This is a genomic window from Mesorhizobium sp. M7A.F.Ca.US.007.01.2.1 (assembly GCF_003998165.1).
Taxonomy (GTDB): Bacteria; Pseudomonadota; Alphaproteobacteria; order Rhizobiales; family Rhizobiaceae; genus Mesorhizobium; species Mesorhizobium ciceri.
Genome location: NZ_RZQP01000015.1, coordinates 1 through 17330 on the forward strand (window position 1 = coordinate 1; position 17330 = coordinate 17330).

The following is a 17330-nucleotide window of genomic DNA, read 5'->3' on the forward strand; positions in this document are numbered from 1 at the left end:
GATCAGGACTATCTGCAAAGCGTGGTGGCGCGGGTCGCGGCCGGCCGCCGACGCATCGCCGGCATTGCCGAGGCGAACGGGCTGAAGCCACTGGCGTCGGCGACCAATTTCGTCACCATCGATTGCTGCGGCGATGGCGCCTTCGCGCTGAAAGTTCTGCAAGCCCTGCTGTCACGCGACGTCTTCATCCGCAAGCCGATGGTGCCACGGCTCGACCGCTGCATCCGCGTCAGCGTCGGCCTCGATCACGAGCTCGACATTTTTGCCGAGGAACTTCCCGGTGCTTTGGCGGCAGCGCGGGGTAATTAGGATACCGCTGGCGCGCAACCGGCAGCGAAAGCCGCCTACAAATCCATTTCCCAGGTCTGGCCGGTCAGATCCTTGCCGAAGCTGCGGTGGTGCTCCTGCGAGACTAGCCTGAAGCCGGCACGTTCGTAGATCGCGCGCGCCGCAACGAGGATGTCGTTGGTCCACAGAACCAGCTTGGCGTAGCCGCAAGCCCGGGCCTGGTTCACGCATTCCGCCACCAGTCGTTTGCCGATGCCGAAGCCGCGCGCCGACGCCTCGACATGCAGCATTCTCAGCTTGGCCACCTTGTCATCCTGATGAACCAGGAACACCGCGCCGACCGGCTGACCACCGCGCTCGGCGATCCAGCAGAAATCGCGGCCGGGCACGAAATTGCGAATGAAATCGGCGCCGATCTCGGCGAGCATGGCCTCGAACTCGATCGTCCAGCCATATTCCTCGGCATAAAGTTGGGCCTGGCGCTGCACGACCCAGCCGACATCGCCGACGCGGTGCGGCCGCAACGTCACCTCGCCGCTTTCACGGGTGGGATCACCCAGCAATTCCCCCGCCTTGCGCAAGGCGCTGCGCAGTTCATGCAACCTGTCGTCGGGTACGCTTTCGATCAGCCGCGCCGTATCCCGATCGGCCGCCGCCTGCAGCCTGGCAAGCGCTGCCTCGCCCCTTGCGGTCAGCGAGAGGACCCTTCGGCGCCGGTCAGCCGGGTCCGTTCTGGTCTCGGTCAGCCCCTGGCCCGCGAACTTGCGCAGGATCCGCGTCAGATAGGCGGCATCGACACGCAACTGTCTCGATATTTCGGAGGCCGCCGGGCCATTCTCCAGCCGAAAAGCTCCAGCCAGGAAACCTCGCTCGCCGGCGATTTCGGCGGAAGCCGGGTTGCTGCGGTGACCCAGTTCGAACAGCACGCGCGCCTCGGTCAAAGTGAATGCACTTTGTGTCAGCGTCTCGTCGAGAAGGCCGACAGTGCGCGTGTAGAAGCGATTGAAGCGCCGGACATCGGCCACCAATGCGTTGCGTTCGTCCAACATTTGCGGCCAGCTCCTAATAAAGCAGTTCCATTTTCCTAAATTAGTGGACTGAGTCAATTAAATTCAAGGCCAGAAGGCCAGCTAAAGCCGGAAGGCCCAGCTATTGCGTCCGCGCGCAGGTTGCATTCCTCAGGCCGTGCGCCAGATTCAAAACGAGACAGGCTTGGAGAGATTCGTGGCTGGTCATCGCAGGAAAGTGCACGCACGCGTCTACGGTAACGTGCAAGGTGTCGGCTTCAGAGCCTGGGCCCGGGATGAGGCCACGAGCCTTGGTCTTGCGGGCTGGGTTTGCAATGAAGCGGACGGGTCCGTAACGGCCGAGATCGCAGGCCTCGATGAGGCGGTCTCGACAATGATCGAGCGCCTCTGGAAAGGGCCGGCCGGGGCTTTGGTTTCCACGGTCGACGTCGAGGAGTTGGAGGCAGACAACGCCTCTGTTGGGTTCAGAATCGTGGCATGAAGGCGGATTTGGATTAAGCGCCTTGAATTAATTAAACGTTCGTTTTATTACTGCTCCACAGAGGAGCTGACATGGCACGCACCGCCGGGTCTGATGGCGAAAAGACTGAAGCGACCATTCGTGAGGCGGCGGTCAATCTGATCGCGCGTTTTGGCTACGAGGCGATGTCGATGCGAAAGCTCGCCGCCGAGGTCGGCGTACAGGCGGCCGCGCTCTACCGCTACTTTCCGACCAAGGAAGAGCTTCTGTTCACGCTGATGCGCGAGCACATGGAAGGTTTGACCGAAGCGTGGGAAACAGCTCGCCCGGTTAATGCGGATCCCGTGCAGCGGCTTTCGGCCTATGTCGAAAACCACATCACTTTCCACATCGAGCGACGGCACGCCACGCATGTGTCGAACATGGAATTGCGCAGCCTGTCGCCGGAAAGGCTGACGCAGATCCTGCGCATGCGCACTGCCTACGAGAAGGAGCTGCGCACCATCCTGCGCGACGGCGCCGAGACGGGCACCTTCAGCATCGACGACACCGGGCTGACCGCCATGGCGCTGATCCAGATGATGACCGGCGTCATCGTCTGGTTTCGGCCGGGCGAACGGCTGTCGATCGGCGAAGTGACCACGAGATATCTTTCAATGACAATGCGGCTCGTCGGCGCGAAGATCGACGCCTACAGCGCCGCGCGTCCCTTCGGACGCGCAAAGGACGCTGCAGCATTTTGATTCGCGCATGATCCCTTTCCGAAAATCAAAGTCGATTTTCGGGGTCATGCGCAGGGAGGAGAAAAATGTACACCAACACGCTCAGCTTCGGGCATGACGAAGAGATCGAGGCGCTGCGCGACATGGTGCGGCGCTTTGCCCAGGACCGGATCGCGCCGATCGCCGCCGACATCGATCGCTCGAACGAATTCCCGGCGCATCTGTGGGGCGAACTCGGTGCGCTCGGCCTGCTCGGCATCACCGCCGACCCCGATTTCGGCGGCAGCGGCATGGGCTATCTCGCCCATGTGATCGCCGTCGAGGAGATTTCGCGCGCTTCGGCCTCGGTCGGCCTCTCCTACGGTGCCCATTCCAACCTCTGCGTCAACCAGATCAACCGCTGGGCGACGCAGGCGCAGAAGGAAAAATACCTGCCGCCGCTGTGCTCGGGCGAGCGAGTCGGCGCGCTGGCGATGTCGGAATCCGGCGCCGGCTCGGACGTCGTCTCGCTGAAGCTGCGCGCCGAAAAGCGCAATGACCGCTACGTGCTCAACGGCACCAAGATGTGGATCACCAACGGGCCGGACGCCGAGACGCTGGTGGTCTATGCCAAGACGGATCCGGACCAGAAATCGCGCGGCATCACCGCCTTCATCGTCGAGAAGGCTTTTGCCGGATTTTCCGTGGCGCAAAAGCTCGACAAGCTCGGCATGCGCGGCTCCAACACCGGCGAGCTGGTGTTTAGGGATGTCGAGGTGCCCTTCGACAACGTGCTGCATGAGGAAGGGCGCGGCGTCGAAGTGCTTATGTCTGGCCTAGACTATGAGCGCACGGTGCTTGCCGGCGGCCCGATCGGCCTGATGGCGGCGTGCCTCGACGTGGCAATCCCCTATGTGCATGAGCGCAAGCAGTTCGGACAGGCGATCGGCGAGTTCCAACTGGTGCAGGGCAAGCTGGCCGACATGTACACGACGCTGAATGCCGCGCGCGCCTATGTCTATGCCGTCGCCGCCGCCTGCGACCGTGGCCAGACGACGCGCAAGGATGCCGCCGGCTGCGTGCTGTTTGCCGCCGAGAAGGCGACGCTGATGGCGCTCGACGCCATTCAGCTGCTTGGCGGCAACGGCTACATCAACGACTATCCAACCGGCCGCCTGTTGCGCGACGCCAAGCTCTACGAGATCGGCGCCGGCACCAGCGAAATCCGCCGCTGGCTGATCGGCCGCGAGATCATGGCGGAGGGGGTGTAGGTATGGCCACGCTGCAAACCCAGATCTCCCCCTCCTCCGAAACCTTCCGTGCCAATGCCGAACGCATGCGGGCGCTGGTCGCCGACATTGCGGAGAAGGCTGCCACCGTCGAGCTCGGCGGTTCGGAGGAAGCGCGTGAGCGCCATGTCTCGCGCGGCAAGCTTCTGCCGCGCGAGCGCCTTGCGCAATTGCTGGATGTCGGCTCACCCTTCCTCGAGATCGGCCAGTTCGCGGCATGGTCGATGTATGGCGAGGAGATCTCTTCGGCCGGCATGATCGCCGGCATCGGCCGCGTCGAAGGCACCGAGGTGATGGTCGTCGTCAACGACGCCACCGTGAAGGGCGGCACCTATTATCCGCTGACCGTGAAGAAGCATTTGCGGGCGCAGGAGATCGCGCTGCAGAACAATCTTCCCTGCATCTACCTCGTCGACAGCGGCGGCGCCAATCTGCCCAACCAGGACGAGGTGTTTCCCGACCGCGAGCATTTCGGCCGCATCTTCTACAACCAGGCCAACATGTCGGCATCAGGCATTCCGCAGATCGCCTGCGTCATGGGTTCGTGCACGGCGGGCGGCGCCTATGTGCCGGCGATGTCCGACGAGACGATCATGGTGCGCAACCAGGCAACCATCTTCCTCGGCGGCCCGCCGCTGGTGAAGGCGGCGACGGGCGAGGATGTCAGTGCCGAGGATCTCGGCGGTGCGGATGTGCACACCAGGCTTTCCGGTGTTGCCGACCACTATGCGCTGGACGACGACCATGCCCTCGCCATCTGCCGGCGCATCGTCAAGAACCTGAATCGGAACAAGACTGTAAGCCTGAACTCTAGGAGAGCGATTCCGCCGCTTCATCCGGCGGATGAACTTTATGGCATCGTGCCGACCGACCTGCGCCAGCCCTATGACGCGCGCGAGGTCATCGCGCGCGTCGTCGACGGTTCCGAATTCGACGAGTTCAAGCAGAATTACGGCACCACGCTGATCACCGGCTTTGCCCATCTCCATGGCATGCCGGTCGGCGTCATCGCCAACAACGGCGTGCTGTTTTCCGAAAGCGCGCTGAAGGGCGCGCACTTCATCGAACTGTGCTGCCAGCGCAAAATTCCATTGGTCTTCCTGCAGAACATCACCGGCTTCATGGTCGGTCGAAAATATGAAGCAGGCGGCATCGCCAAGGATGGCGCCAAGCTGGTGATGGCGGTTGCCACCGCCAAGGTGCCGAAGGTGACTGTCATCATCGGTGGTTCGTTCGGCGCCGGCAATTACGGCATGTGCGGCCGCGCCTATTCACCGCGCTTCCTGTGGATGTGGCCGAACGCCCGCATCTCGGTGATGGGCGGCGAACAGGCGGCAACGGTGCTTGCCATGGTCAAACGCGAAGGCATCGAGCGCAAGGGCGGAGAATGGAGCGCCGAGGAAGAGGCGAAATTCAAGAAGCCTATCCTGATGAAATACGAGCATGAGGGCCATCCGCTCTATTCGTCCGCACGCCTCTGGGACGACGGTATCATCGATCCTGCAAAGACGCGCGACGTGCTGGCGCTCAGCCTGTCGGCCGCGCTCAACGCCGAAATCGAGGACACGCGCTTTGGCGTGTTTCGGATGTGAGAATGGACGGTCAACTTCGACAGCCAAACGGCGGAACTATACCGGCAGGCCGTTGCTGCCGTGTGAAAAGGCTGAACTGTATGGACCAAGCGATTGGTCAGTATAGGCGGCTTCGAATCTCAAACAGTGAACTGGCGGGGGGACAAAATATTCGCTACTGTTTATCCAGCATGGGGCAATGGGGACGGGCTGGAAATGAAACTGAAATATTGCCAAGGAACGGCTGCTTCGATACTTTCCGCATTTCTAATATTAACGGCGACCGGCATCAGCTCGGCGGAATCGCTCGCAGGACGCAAGGGAGACGTGCGTTTTCCGCCGACCTTGGGTTCGGGCGAATGCAACGTTGCCTACAAGGGTTACGTCGCGGCGAGCGGCCATTCGGCCTACGCCACAACCTTTTATTCGCGCGTTGTCGACCTCTACATCATCTGCGGGACGAAGCTCAACGCGCCGTCCCAGAAGGCGGCGGAAGAGACGGCGCTGCGCAATTGCCAGGCCGGGTTGACACGGTGGAAGCTCAAGACCGCGAGTGGCGGCTGCGCAATCTCGTCATCGAAATAAGCAACCGGCCGAGACTTTTTTGCGAATGGGGGAAGCAGAATGAAATCCGGGACCTGCAAACGAGCAGCCACCCCCATAGTGGCAGGCTTGCTGATGGTGGTGGCCTCCACCGCCGCCATGGCCGGATCGCTGGCAGGCAGCAAGGGCGACGTGCGCTACCCGGTGACCATTCCTATAGGAACCACCGGGGGCTGCGGGAAGGCCTATGCAGCGTATCTCGCAGCCGCGGGCCATTCGGCTTTCGCGGCGACGCCAATCGTTCCGGCGACCGAGTACTTCGTTTGCGGCGTGAAGCTGAATGCATCGTCACAAAAGGCGGCGGCGGAACTGGCACTGAAATCCTGTCAGGCCAGCAAAAGCAAATACAAGGTTACCGTCGCCGGCGCCTGCAGCATCGCCGCGTCCAAATAGACCTGAAAGCGCCCGGTTTTTTTCCTTGGGGAAGACAAAATGAAATCCACGAATTCCAAGCGAACAGCCATGGCGATATTGGCCGGATTGCTGACGATCGCGGCGTGCGGCGCGGGCATGGCCGGCTCACTGGCGGGAAGCGAGGGAGACAAGCGGTTCCCGCCGTACCTGCCGCGAAATCCCAAGGATCCCTGCACCAAGGCCTACAAGGCCTATGTCGCGGCCGGTGGCCATTCAGCGTACGCAACCACTCCCTACGCACGGATAATGTCGTCGTACATAGTTTGCGGCGGCCACCTCAACGCACCATCTCAAAAGACGGCCGAAGAGTTGGCGATGAAATCCTGTCAGTCCACCCGCGGCCACTACAAAGTCACGACCGGCGGCAGTTGCGAGATCGCGGCCTCGAAGTAGGTACAGCCGACCGCAAGGTAGAGCACTTCCCTGGTAAGGGAGAGGTCTACTCCGAGGGCTTAAAAGGCTCGCGGGACAGCACCCCCCTCTGTCCTGCCGGACAGAGGGGGGTGTTCAAGCGCCATGCTTCCCATGGACTTCGAACCTTACATGCGGAGGCTCCATGTTCGCCAAGATCCTGATCGCCAACCGCGGCGAGATCGCTTGCCGTGTCATCCGTACGGCTCGGAAGCTGGGCGTGCGTACCGTCGCCATCTATTCGGATGCCGACGCAAAATCCCTGCATGTCGAGATGGCCGACGAGGCGGTGCATATCGGCGCCTCGCCCGTCGGCGAAAGCTATCTGCGCGGCGACAAGATCATCGCGGCGGCCCTGGCAACGGGTGCGCAAGCCATTCATCCCGGCTACGGCTTCCTGTCGGAAAATCCCGATTTCGTCGACCAGGTGACAGCGGCGGGGCTTATTTTCATCGGCCCATCCGCGGCCTCTATCCGTGCCATGGGGCTGAAGGACGCCGCCAAGCGGCTGATGGAAAAGGCCGGCGTGCCGGTCGTGCCGGGCTATCATGGCGAGGCGCAGGAGATCGTGCTGCTTGCCTCCAAGGCGCGCGAGATCGGCTATCCAGTGCTGATCAAGGCGCGCGCCGGCGGCGGCGGCAAGGGCATGCGCCGGGTCGAGCATCCCGATGAGTTTTCCGAGGCGTTGTCCAGCGCACGGCGCGAGGCGAAAGCCGCGTTCGGCGACGACCGTGTGCTGGTCGAAAAATATGTCGACAAGCCGCGCCATATCGAAGTGCAGGTCTTCGGCGACAATTTGGGCAATGTCGTGCATCTCTACGAGCGCGACTGCTCGGCGCAGCGCCGCCACCAGAAGGTGATCGAGGAATCGCCGGCGCCCGGCATGACGCCCGCTTTGCGCAAGGCGATGACGGAGGCGGCGGTGAAGGCCGCCAAAGCGATCAATTATTCAGGCGCCGGCACCATCGAGTTCATCGTCGATGCCTCGCAGGGCCTGAAGGCCGACCGCTTCTGGTTCATGGAGATGAACACCCGTCTGCAGGTCGAGCACCCGGTCACCGAAATGGTCACCGGCACCGACCTGGTCGAATGGCAGTTGCGGGTCGCGTCAGGCGAAAAGCTGCCCAAGACGCAAAGCGAGATCGCGCTCGTCGGCCATGCCTTCGAGGCGCGCATCTATGCCGAGGACGCGGCAAAAGGGTTCCTGCCGGCGACCGGTACGCTGCATCATCTGAAATTTCCGGATGCGGCCCCGCAAGGCGCCACGATGCGCATCGAGACTGGCGTGCGAGCGGGTGACGCCATCTCGCCCTATTACGACCCGATGATTGCCAAGCTGGTCGTCCACGCAACGGACAGGCAGGCGGCTCTGGAGGCGCTTGGCGCGGCGCTATCCCGGACCGAGGTCGCCGGCTCGACCGTCAACACCGCCTTTCTTGCCGCTCTCGCCGCCGATCCGGATTTCGCCGCCGGCGACGTCGACACCAGCCTGATCGCCAGACACCAGACGGCACTGACCGAGATCGCGCCGCCGACCGGCGAAACCATCGCTGCCGCGGCCGTTGCGGCCTCCGGCGCCGGAGCATCGCCGTCACCCAACGATCCGTGGTCGTCGCTTGCCGGCTATGCGCATTTCCACAGCGTGGCGCGAGGCACACGTTTGAAGTTTGGCGAAGACGAAATCGTGGCGAAAGTTTCGGTGCGGCATGACGGGCGGTTCCAGGTGACGCTGGACAAGCCCTATGACGACACCAATTCGCATGATTTTCGCTCAACACCACGCCTCGCCCGCTGGCCAGGCCACATCACCGTGTTCGAAGGCGCCGTCGGCTACACCTTTACGGTGCCGGACCCGCTGGCACGGGCCGACGAGGCAGCGGCGGGTTCAGGCAGCCTGCGCGCGCCGATGCCGGGACTGGTCAAGCTGGTGCGCGTGGGAAAGGGCGATGCCGTGATCAAGGGTCAGCCGCTGCTAATCCTGGAGGCGATGAAGATGGAACACACCATCGCCGCGCCGCATGACGGCGTGATCGCCGAGATCGCCACCGAGGGCGTGCAGGTGACCGACGGGACGGTGCTGGTACGGTTCGTCGAGGAACAAGCCGCTTCGGCCGCTGTAGCCAGCTGACGGTTCGAAAGGCAGACTACAGGGCAAACAAGAAAATGGCCGGGGACGACCCCGGCCATTTCCCTATGCTATTCAGTCGCCGGGCCGGCGATTACTGCGCGATCGGCGCATATTTTCCGTCATGCCACTGGTTGATGTCGTAGCTGGCATTCTTGAGATCGCCCTTCTCGTCGAAGGTGACATTACCGACAACGGTGCTGATCGGCGTGCCGTTCTTCAGCGCCTCGGCAACCTTGGCCGGATCGTCGCTGCCGGCACGCTTGATGCCTTCGGCGAATGCCTGGATGGTGGCGTATGAGAACAGCGTGAAGCCCTCCGGCACGAAACCGCCGGCCTTGATTTTCTCGACGGCTGCCTTGGCTTCCGGCTTTGCCTGCGGATCCGACGGGAAGACGAACATGGTGCCCTCGCCGGCCGGGCCAGCGACCTGCCAGAATTCCGGCGAGGCGATGGAGTCCGGCATTATCAGCTGGAACTTCAGGTTCTGTTCCGCCGACTGACGCAGGATCAGGCCAGCTTCAGGATGGTAGCCGCCGAAATAGACGACGTCGGCTTTCAAGTCCTTGAGCTTGGTGACGAGAGCCGAATAGTCCTTCTCGCCAGCGTTGATGCCGTCATAATAGACCTCCTTGAGGCCGCCGGCATTCATCGTTGCCCTGACGGCGTCAGCCACGCCCTGTCCGTAGGCGCTCTTGTCGTGCAGGACGACGACATTCTTGCCGGCGAACTTCTTGGCGATCCATGGGCCGATGAAGGCGCCCTGCGCATCGTCACGCGTATAAAGGCGCATGATCGTCGGCCAGCCGGCCTTGGCGGCCGCGTCGGTCAGCACCGGGTTGGAAGAAGCCGGGCTCATCATCAGCGCGCCGGCTTCGGCATAGACGGCCGAGGCCGGAATGCTCGAACCCGAGCAGGCATGGCCGTCGATGAACTTGACGCCATCGGCGACGACGCGGTTGGCAACCGACACCGCCTGCTTGGGATCGCACTGGTCGTCTTCGATATCAAGCTTGATCATCGACCCGTTGACGCCGCCAGCGGCGTTGATCGCATCGGCAGCGGCCTGTGCGCCCTGCTTGAACTGATCGCCGATGGTGGCGAGCTGTCCGGTCATCGGGCCGATCACCGCAAAGGTGATATCGTCGGCGAATGCGACCGGCGTGCTCATCATCAGGCCGAATATGGCCGCGTTCAAAATACTCAATTTTTTCATGATGGTAGAACTCCTCCACTCACGCGCGGCCGCCCCGGCCACGCTTCTTCCAGAGAGGCGGGACAATTTCATCCTTCATTCGGCCTGTCTAGGCGCATTGGCGCCGCTCGATTGGGCCTGCAAGACGTCATCCACGCAAAAAGCTACGCCAGCCTTGTTCCGGCTGGTCGTGGCTTTTTTGCCCGTCGAGCAATCTCCAGGCGCCCCGCCCCTAAAAATCCCGCTCAGCTTCCCTGTGTCGCGCACGACTGGGCCTTGCGGCCTGCCGCGTTCTTTCTCTTGCCTTCGTGACCGTCTTGCGCGGCCTTCAATTTCGCCGGGTCCGGCCGTCTGTGCGGCCTTGATCCCGGAGCTTCCCTGTCTTCGATAGGCCTGTCTGCGATTGGCAGATTTCAGTGCATGGTCATCCATTCGCGGGCTTCGCGAAGCGCCGTGGCGATCTCGACCTTCGACATGGCCGCCGACAGTTCCGAGCGCAGTTCCGCGGCGCGGGCCGAGCCCTTGATGGCGGCGATGTTGAACCATTTGTGGGCGGCAACGACATCGGTCTCGCAATCGCGGCCGGTCGCATACATCATGCCCAGTTCGAAAAGGATGTCCGCCTGGGCAGTTGCCCCCATGGCGCCGAAACCTGCTTCAAGCATTTCAAAACGTGCCATTTCAATCCCCTGTTTCCGGCCCCTGTCAGGCTCCCGAGAGCTGCCTTCTTTCGTCCTTGGCGGCTGCTCTTCCGATGCTTTCGAGAATGCCGTGCAGGCTTGAATCCGTCGTTAAATGGCGTGCTTAATTTGAGGAAAACAAAGCTAAAACAAGAGGTAAACGCAAAAATTCGTTAAGGATACAAAGCCAGCAATTCAGCCTGCTTGCGTCAAATTTGACGAAAATTTCCCGATGCCAATTCAAGACTTCGCTAACCACAGGAGACAAAGGCGATGCGTCGATCGTTTCATTTCCTTGGCCAGGAGGCGCATTCGGGGCCCTTCAAAATCCGAAAGTCTTCCGTTGCGGCACCGCTTTTGTTTTGCCGGGAGCTGGATTAGCTTACGTTTGCGTAAGCGGCAGACCGGCGAGGCGGAGCATCCGGCCGGACATCTAAAGGGAGGAAGACATGTTTCGAAGAGTGAGCCTGGCCCTTGCGGCCACATTGATCATGGCCGGTGCGGCCTGGGCCGATCCGATCGAGGGCAATTGGAAGACGCAGGCCGGCGACACCGCAGCCATCGCTGGCGGCGGCTCGTTTTCCATCACGCTTAAGTCCGGCAAATATGCCGGCAAGACCATCGGCTCGCTCAAGGCGACGGGCGACAACAAATATGCCGGCAACATCACCGATCCGGCAAACGACAAGACCTATTCGGGCAAGGCGACATTGTCGGGCACCTCTCTCAAGATGAGCGGCTGCGTGCTCGGCGGGCTGATCTGCAAGAGCCAGACCTGGCACAAGCTCTGATCGAGCGCATCTTTCCGACCTGATGACGGGGCCCCGACGGGCCCCGTTTTCGTTTTGTCGATACATCCTGCGCCGGTGATGCTCGATGGAGGCCGGCGGCTATCCAACCGACGCCGGCGCCGTCGAAACCCCGTCAATCATCTTGAACCGCAGATGAACGCCGCCATCAGAGCCGGTTCAGTTGCATCAGGGCATTCTCCGGCGTGTTGAAGGAGACCGACCCAATGCTTGCTCGCCGCTTCACCATCGTCTGCCTGCTGGTGAGCCTGTTTGGAATGTTCTTCGCCATCCTCGTCGCTGAAGCGGGCCGTCCGGCCCGCGCCTGGGACGAAGCCAGTTCCAGAACCTGCCGCCTCGCCTGCCCCACCCATCTTCGCAACTGAACAAAGAAACCAAGACCTCGAAAAGAAAAGCTGAACGCCATGAACCGCATCGCCGCCAACGCACTCAAGACCCTTCGGCTTCTGCCGCGGGCGGCGCTTATCCTGACGGTTCTGGCCGCTCCGGTCCTGGCCGTGCCGATGATGCGCGCCGACACCGGCTCGACGATCGACGCACCGGCCCTGAAGAAGTCCGGCGTCGGCTTTGTGCTTCTGGTCAGCCTGCAGCGCGGTTGAAGAAAAACGGCGCTTTGACCGCCTTCGGTCGCGACACCCCTCCCAAGTGCCGATCCAAGTCTCTATATTGAGCCATGGAAAAGCGAATCTACCCACAAGCCATCGAATCTGTCGTCATGCCGGAGCCTTTTGGCCGGCAAAGCTTTGATAGCGCCGAGAAGGCCGTCAAGGCACTGCAGGCGCTTTACGACCGCAACACCAAGTTCCTGCGCGACTCCTTCGCAGAGCTGGCGGCGGCAGGCGGCGACAATGGCAAGCGCTACCGGGCCTTCTATCCGGAGATCGGCGTCACCACCAACTCATTCACCCAGATCGACTCGCGCCAGGCCTATGGGCATATGCCGACGCCTGGGCATTTTTCCACCACCATCACCCAGCCGGGCCTGTTCGAAAGCTACCTCGTCGAGCAGTTGCGCCTGATCATGCGCAATCATGGGGTTGCGGTCACGGTGTCGGAATCGACCACACCCATCCCGCTGCATTTCGCCTTCCTTGAAGGCACCCATGTCGACGGCGCGACGGCAGAGCGTATCAAGCGGCCGATCCGCGACCTGTTCGACGTGCCGGATCTCGATGGCACCGACGACCAGATCGCCAACGGCACCTTCGAAGTCGCCTTCGGCGAGCCGAGGCCTCTGGCGCCTTTCACGGCGCAGCGCATCGACTACTCGCTGCACCGGCTGTCGCACTATACGGCAACCACGCCGCAGCATTTCCAGAACTTCGTGCTGTTCACCAACTATCAGTTCTACATCGACGAATTCGTCGCCCGCGCCCGCGACCTGATGGCCAATGGCGGCGGCGGATACACGGAGTTCGTCGAGCCGGGAAATGTCATCACCAAGGGCGGGCAGAGCGCGCCCAGCGAAGGCGTTGCACCGCCGCGCCTGCCGCAGATGCCGGCCTATCACCTGAAGAAATCGGGACATGGCGGCATCACCATGGTCAATATCGGCGTCGGGCCTTCCAACGCCAAGACCATCACCGACCATATTGCGGTGCTGAGGCCGCATGCCTGGGTGATGCTCGGTCACTGCGCCGGCCTGCGCAACACCCAGGCGCTGGGCGACTATGTGCTGGCGCATGCCTATGTGCGCGAGGACCACGTGCTGGACGACGATCTTCCGGTCTGGGTGCCGATCCCGCCGCTGGCCGAGATCCAGGTGGCGTTGCAGGAAGCCGTCGCCGAAGTCACCGGCCTTTCGGGCTACGACCTGAAGCGCATCATGCGCACCGGCACCGTCGCCACCATCGACAATCGCAACTGGGAACTGCGCGACCAGCGTGGGCCGGTACAGCGTCTGTCGCAATCTCGCGCCATCGCACTCGACATGGAATCGGCGACCATCGCCGCCAATGGCTTCCGCTTCCGTGTTCCCTACGGCACGCTGCTGTGCGTTTCGGACAAACCGCTGCATGGCGAGTTGAAGCTGCCCGGCATGGCGACCGAATTCTACAAGCGCCAGGTGGCGCAGCACCTGACCATCGGCATCAGGGCTATGGAGAAGCTCGCGGAAATGCCGATGGAGCGGCTGCATTCGCGCAAGCTCAGAAGTTTTTCGGAAACGGCGTTCCAGTAGGCCGGTTCCACGCATCGCATGGGCGTTTCGCCATCTTGATTGAGCCGCATTTCTGCCGATAAGCAGGCGGCATGGAGAAAGCGGGCTTCGGGACATTGCTGATTTCGGTTGCATTCCTGGCAATGCTGGCCTGTTCGATCGCGCTGGTGGCCGGGTTTTTCGGAACGCTGCATCCCGCCTTCGATTCCTTCTCGCATTTCCGCGTCCACCTTGCCGTGCTGATGGCGCTTTGCGCACTGCCGCTGCTGGCCACGACATTTCGACTGCAAGCGGCCGTGGCACTGCTTTTTGCCGTGGCGGCCTTCGCCACCACTTCCGGCTCGGTGTCCTTCTCCCGCCTGTGGCCGGTTCAGGCGGCCTATGAAGCCAAGAACGAAGACCGCGCGATCTACAAGCTGCTGCAGATGAACCTGCGCTACGACAATCCAACGCCGAAGAAGGTGCTGTCGCTGATCGGCCGGACCAATCCCGACGTGATCACCCTCGACGAGGTGTCGGCGATGTGGGCGACCGAGCTTGGCTATATCAGCAGCGCATATCCATACCGTATCCTCTGTCCTTACCCTAACAAGATATTCGGCGTCGCGCTGCTCTCGCGGCGGCCCTTTGCCGCCGGCACCGAGGCGCGTTGCGAAAGGCGTGGTGCCATGGCGACAGCGACCGTCGACTTCGGCGGCATCGACGTCGATGTCGCCGCGATCCATCTCAGCTGGCCCTGGCCACGCGAGCAGTACTGGCAGATCGGCGAGTTGACGGAGCCGCTTTCCGCGCTCGGCGAGACGGCCATCATGGCGGGCGACTGCAATGCCGCCCCATGGAGTGCCGCAGTGCGGCGGGTCGCGGCGCTTGGCGGGCTGACCGTCATGCCTTCCGCCGGCCCGACCTGGATCCACATCAGGCTGCCGGATTTCCTGCGGCGCTTCGCCGGCCTGCCGATCGACCAGGTTTTCAGCAAGGGCGGCGTGACGATCCATTCGGCGACACGGCTGGAAGACACCGGCTCGGATCACCTTCCGGTCATGGTGGAGTTCTCGCTCAGGCTGAACCAGCAAAAGCCGCTCGACGAACATGAAACCGCGACCGCGGCCATTGTCCAGACCGGCAAGACGCCAGGCTGAAGGATCAGGGCCTGACCAAAGCGATGACGAGATGCTGGACATGGCCGCCGTCGCGATGCTCGCGCGCATCGAAAGCGAGCTGCTTGGCCTCATATGCGGCATTGGTGGCCTTGATGCGTCGCTGTGCCTCGCGACGTGTCTTGTAGCAGGACCGGTCGTCGGCAATCCTGAGGCCGGAGATGGATCTTTCCGTGGCCCGCATCATCTCCCTGGCGATGCGGCCATGGGTTTCCTCATGGGCGCGGACGCCGGCGAAGAACCGCGTCCAGCGCTTCCGGAGCGTCGGGGTGGTGGCCGAGGCGACACGCGGAAACGTGTAGAAGAGATTGAGCGTGCCGTTGGCACGCCGCAAGCGGCAGACGCCATTGTCCTGGCTGGTGTCGAGGTCCCAATCCACAGCGTAGCCGGTCAGCGCGATGGCATGCGTCATGAAGCCGTGCTTCGGCCCCTTGCGGTCCATAGCCTGGACTAGTGCCAGCCCCGTGTTCCCGGTGATGTCGTAGGTCCGCGTCTTGACCACCACCCTGGTGCCGGCCGGGGCCGCCGAAGCCAAACCGAACAGCGCACCGATCGCCACAAGGCATGCCAGAACCGCCAGGCGCATTGGCCATCTCCTTATCGTCAAGGAATGGAACCATAAGCGCGCGGCAGTTTCAACAGTTCTAATGTTCCACATGCCACGGGAGACCCCGAGCCATCGTCGGGACCTTTGCGCGCTGCGGCCGGCGCGGGCCTACATGCCCTGATAGACCGGGCCTTCTCCGCCTTGCGGCGGCACCCAGTTGATGTTCTGGTTCGGGTCCTTGATGTCGCATGTCTTGCAGTGGACGCAGTTCTGCGCGTTGATGACGAAGCGCACATCCTTGGCCGTGGGATCGGCGGCGGCGTTGCCGTCCTTGTCGACCCACTCGTAAACCCCGGCAGGACAATAGCGCGTCGAGGGGCCCGCAAAGACATCGTGCTCGGAACGCTTCTGCAGCTCCATGTCGCCGACAAGCAGGTGGACCGGCTCGTTTTCCTCGTGATTGGTGTTGGACAGGAACACCGAGGACAGCCTGTCGAAGGTCAGCACGCCATCGGGCTTCGGATAGGCGATCTTCTTGTGCCGGGCGGCAGGCTCGAGCGTTGCATAGTCGGCCTTGCCATGCTTCAGCGTGCCGAAGGGCGAGACACCGAACAGCGTGTTCAGCCACATGTCGAGACCGCCAAGGCCGACACCGACGATGGTGCCGAAGCGCGACCACAGCGGCTTGACGTTGCGCACCTTCTTCAGATCCTTGCCGATGTCGGTCGCGCGCCAGGCTTCCTCGTAAGAAGCGAGTTCGTCGTTGGCGCGCCCGGCGCCGATCGCCTCGGCGACATGCTCGGCCGCCAGCATGCCGGACAGCACGGCATTGTGCGAACCCTTGATGCGCGGCACGTTGACGAAGCCCGCGGCACAGCCCATCAGCGCACCGCCGGGGAAGGACAATTTCGGCACCGACTGCCAGCCGCCCTCGGTGATGGCGCGCGCGCCATAGCCCAGCCGCTTGCCGCCTTCGAACGTAGCCGCGATCGCCGGATGGGTCTTGAAGCGCTGGAATTCCTCGAACGGCGACAGCCAGGGATTCTTGTAATTGAGGTGGAGGACGAAGCCGACCGCCACCTGGTTGTCCTCGAGATGGTAGAGGAACGAGCCGCCGCCGGTCTTCAAGTCAAGCGGCCAGCCGAAGGAATGCTGGACCAGCCCCGGCCGGTGGTTCTCCGGCTTGACCTGCCAGAGTTCCTTCAGGCCGATGCCGTATTTGCCCGGTTCGCGGCCATCGGAAAGCTTGTATCTGGCGATCAGCTGCTTGGCGAGCGAGCCGCGAGCGCCCTCCCCGATCAGCACATATTTGCCCATCAGCGCCATGCCGGGTGCGAAACCCGGGCCGTGCGTTCCGTCCTTCTCGACGCCCATGTCGCCGGTAACGACACCGGTGACGGCGCCTTGCTCATTGTAGAGCAGGCCGGCAGCGGCAAAGCCCGGATAGATCTCGACGCCGAGCGCTTCGGCCTTGGTCGCCAGCCAGCGGCAGACATTGCCCAGCGAAACGATGTAGTTGCCGTGATTGTTCATCAGCGGCGGCATGAAAATGTTGGGCAGACGGAACGAGCCGGCAGGACCAAGGACCAGGAAATGATCCGCGGTGACCGGCGTCTTGAAGGGATGGCCGTCCTCGTCGCGCCAGCCCGGCAAGAGCCGGTCGATGCCGATCGGATCGACGACGGCGCCGGAGAGAATATGGGCGCCGACCTCACCGCCCTTCTCCAGGACGACGACCGAAAGCTCGGGATTGACCTGCTTGAGGCGGATGGCGGCGGCGAGGCCCGCCGGCCCGGCACCGACGATAACCACGTCGAATTCCATGCTTTCGCGTTCGATGTCGCTCATCAACCCCTCCGCACTGGCTTATCCCATTCGGGTATCTTGCTGGCTC

Annotated in this window: 18 protein-coding genes and 1 pseudogene; 14 read left to right on the plus strand and 5 right to left on the minus strand. The window is 62.5% G+C overall.

Annotated elements, in window-relative coordinates; genetic code table 11:
- Positions 1-309 (plus strand): annotated as a pseudogene (locus tag EN949_RS04865) (pyridoxal phosphate-dependent aminotransferase); the annotation flags it as partial.
- A 35-nt stretch (positions 310-344) separates the two neighbouring features.
- Here EN949_RS04865 and EN949_RS04870 read toward each other — a convergent pair.
- Entirely contained in the window at positions 345-1337 is a 993-nt protein-coding gene (locus EN949_RS04870; protein WP_127366838.1) for a helix-turn-helix domain-containing GNAT family N-acetyltransferase, read from the minus strand.
- A gap of 175 nt (positions 1338-1512) precedes the next feature.
- Here EN949_RS04870 and EN949_RS04875 point away from each other — a divergent pair, with 175 nt between their 5' ends.
- From EN949_RS04875 to EN949_RS04910, 8 genes are all read left to right on the plus strand, one after another.
- Positions 1513-1797, plus strand: a complete 285-nt coding sequence (locus EN949_RS04875; RefSeq protein ID WP_127366839.1) for an acylphosphatase — start codon at positions 1513-1515, stop codon at positions 1795-1797.
- Between the two features lie 71 nt (positions 1798-1868).
- A complete protein-coding gene (locus EN949_RS04880) occupies positions 1869-2519 on the plus strand; it encodes a TetR/AcrR family transcriptional regulator (RefSeq protein ID WP_127366840.1) in 651 nt (216 codons plus the stop codon).
- A 65-nt stretch (positions 2520-2584) separates the two neighbouring features.
- Positions 2585-3748, plus strand: a complete 1164-nt coding sequence (locus tag EN949_RS04885) for an isovaleryl-CoA dehydrogenase (protein ID WP_127366841.1) — start codon at positions 2585-2587, stop codon at positions 3746-3748.
- Between the two features lie 2 nt (positions 3749-3750).
- The gene (locus EN949_RS04890) at positions 3751-5358 is read left to right on the plus strand and encodes a carboxyl transferase domain-containing protein (protein ID WP_127366842.1); all 1608 of its coding nucleotides are present in this window, start codon (positions 3751-3753) and stop codon (positions 5356-5358) included.
- Positions 5359-5451: 93 nt separating this feature from the next.
- Positions 5452-5922, plus strand: a complete 471-nt coding sequence (locus EN949_RS04895) for a hypothetical protein (RefSeq protein WP_318011939.1) — start codon at positions 5452-5454, stop codon at positions 5920-5922.
- A 39-nt stretch (positions 5923-5961) separates the two neighbouring features.
- Entirely contained in the window at positions 5962-6333 is a 372-nt protein-coding gene (locus EN949_RS04900) for a hypothetical protein (protein ID WP_127366843.1), read from the plus strand.
- Between the two features lie 39 nt (positions 6334-6372).
- Positions 6373-6747 (plus strand): hypothetical protein, encoded by a 375-nt coding sequence (locus EN949_RS04905; RefSeq protein WP_164770151.1) that lies wholly within the window; start codon positions 6373-6375, stop codon positions 6745-6747.
- 163 nt (positions 6748-6910) lie between these two features.
- Positions 6911-8893 carry an acetyl/propionyl/methylcrotonyl-CoA carboxylase subunit alpha gene (locus tag EN949_RS04910; protein ID WP_127367466.1) on the plus strand — a complete coding sequence of 661 codons (1983 nt, stop codon included), beginning with the start codon at positions 6911-6913 and terminating at the stop codon, positions 8891-8893.
- 91 nt (positions 8894-8984) lie between these two features.
- On the opposite strand, the gene EN949_RS04915 is transcribed toward EN949_RS04910, so the two are convergent.
- The gene (locus EN949_RS04915; RefSeq protein WP_013532613.1) at positions 8985-10106 is read right to left on the minus strand and encodes an ABC transporter substrate-binding protein; all 1122 of its coding nucleotides are present in this window, start codon (positions 10104-10106) and stop codon (positions 8985-8987) included.
- Positions 10107-10498: 392 nt separating this feature from the next.
- Positions 10499-10765, minus strand: a complete 267-nt coding sequence (locus EN949_RS04920; RefSeq protein ID WP_013532614.1) for a sel1 repeat family protein — start codon at positions 10763-10765, stop codon at positions 10499-10501.
- Positions 10766-11214: 449 nt separating this feature from the next.
- Here EN949_RS04920 and EN949_RS04925 point away from each other — a divergent pair, with 449 nt between their 5' ends.
- The 5 genes from EN949_RS04925 (at position 11215) to EN949_RS04940 (ending at position 14871) form a co-directional block, all read left to right on the plus strand.
- Positions 11215-11556 (plus strand): DUF2147 domain-containing protein, encoded by a 342-nt coding sequence (locus EN949_RS04925; protein WP_013532615.1) that lies wholly within the window; start codon positions 11215-11217, stop codon positions 11554-11556.
- 224 nt (positions 11557-11780) lie between these two features.
- Entirely contained in the window at positions 11781-11939 is a 159-nt protein-coding gene (locus EN949_RS35780) for a hypothetical protein (protein ID WP_023812838.1), read from the plus strand.
- A 39-nt stretch (positions 11940-11978) separates the two neighbouring features.
- Positions 11979-12173, plus strand: a complete 195-nt coding sequence (locus EN949_RS04930) for a hypothetical protein (protein WP_027162961.1) — start codon at positions 11979-11981, stop codon at positions 12171-12173.
- Between the two features lie 116 nt (positions 12174-12289).
- A complete protein-coding gene (locus tag EN949_RS04935) occupies positions 12290-13753 on the plus strand; it encodes an AMP nucleosidase (protein ID WP_245459357.1) in 1464 nt (487 codons plus the stop codon).
- 71 nt (positions 13754-13824) lie between these two features.
- On the plus strand, positions 13825-14871 hold the full coding sequence (locus tag EN949_RS04940) for an endonuclease/exonuclease/phosphatase family protein (protein ID WP_127371647.1): 1047 nt from the start codon (positions 13825-13827) through the stop codon (positions 14869-14871).
- A 4-nt stretch (positions 14872-14875) separates the two neighbouring features.
- Here EN949_RS04940 and EN949_RS04945 read toward each other — a convergent pair whose 3' ends face one another.
- Positions 14876-15475: a DUF922 domain-containing protein gene (locus EN949_RS04945; protein ID WP_024505275.1), complete on the minus strand. Its 600-nt coding sequence runs from the start codon at positions 15473-15475 to the stop codon at positions 14876-14878.
- Positions 15476-15604: 129 nt separating this feature from the next.
- Positions 15605-17284 carry an electron transfer flavoprotein-ubiquinone oxidoreductase gene (locus EN949_RS04950; protein ID WP_013532620.1) on the minus strand — a complete coding sequence of 560 codons (1680 nt, stop codon included), beginning with the start codon at positions 17282-17284 and terminating at the stop codon, positions 15605-15607.
- Between the last annotated feature and the right edge of the window lie 46 nt (positions 17285-17330).

Bases quoted from the DNA above. Each gene is read 5' to 3' on its own strand.
- EN949_RS04880 (WP_127366840.1), top strand. From the start codon at position 1,869: ATGGCACGCACCGCCGGGTCTGATGGCGAAAAGACTGAAGCGACCATT.
- EN949_RS04920 (WP_013532614.1), bottom strand. From the start codon at position 10,765: ATGGCACGTTTTGAAATGCTTGAAGCAGGTTTCGGCGCCATGGGGGCA.
- EN949_RS04945 (WP_024505275.1), bottom strand. From the start codon at position 15,475: ATGCGCCTGGCGGTTCTGGCATGCCTTGTGGCGATCGGTGCGCTGTTC.
- EN949_RS04915 (WP_013532613.1), bottom strand. From the start codon at position 10,106: ATGAAAAAATTGAGTATTTTGAACGCGGCCATATTCGGCCTGATGATG.
- EN949_RS04910 (WP_127367466.1), top strand. From the start codon at position 6,911: ATGTTCGCCAAGATCCTGATCGCCAACCGCGGCGAGATCGCTTGCCGT.
- EN949_RS04935 (WP_245459357.1), top strand. From the start codon at position 12,290: ATGCCGGAGCCTTTTGGCCGGCAAAGCTTTGATAGCGCCGAGAAGGCC.
- EN949_RS04930 (WP_027162961.1), top strand. From the start codon at position 11,979: ATGAACCGCATCGCCGCCAACGCACTCAAGACCCTTCGGCTTCTGCCG.
- EN949_RS04885 (WP_127366841.1), top strand. From the start codon at position 2,585: ATGTACACCAACACGCTCAGCTTCGGGCATGACGAAGAGATCGAGGCG.
- EN949_RS04890 (WP_127366842.1), top strand. From the start codon at position 3,751: ATGGCCACGCTGCAAACCCAGATCTCCCCCTCCTCCGAAACCTTCCGT.
- EN949_RS04925 (WP_013532615.1), top strand. From the start codon at position 11,215: ATGTTTCGAAGAGTGAGCCTGGCCCTTGCGGCCACATTGATCATGGCC.
- EN949_RS04950 (WP_013532620.1), bottom strand. From the start codon at position 17,284: ATGAGCGACATCGAACGCGAAAGCATGGAATTCGACGTGGTTATCGTC.
- EN949_RS04900 (WP_127366843.1), top strand. From the start codon at position 5,962: ATGAAATCCGGGACCTGCAAACGAGCAGCCACCCCCATAGTGGCAGGC.
- EN949_RS04905 (WP_164770151.1), top strand. From the start codon at position 6,373: ATGAAATCCACGAATTCCAAGCGAACAGCCATGGCGATATTGGCCGGA.
- EN949_RS04870 (WP_127366838.1), bottom strand. From the start codon at position 1,337: ATGTTGGACGAACGCAACGCATTGGTGGCCGATGTCCGGCGCTTCAAT.
- EN949_RS35780 (WP_023812838.1), top strand. From the start codon at position 11,781: ATGCTTGCTCGCCGCTTCACCATCGTCTGCCTGCTGGTGAGCCTGTTT.
- EN949_RS04940 (WP_127371647.1), top strand. From the start codon at position 13,825: ATGGAGAAAGCGGGCTTCGGGACATTGCTGATTTCGGTTGCATTCCTG.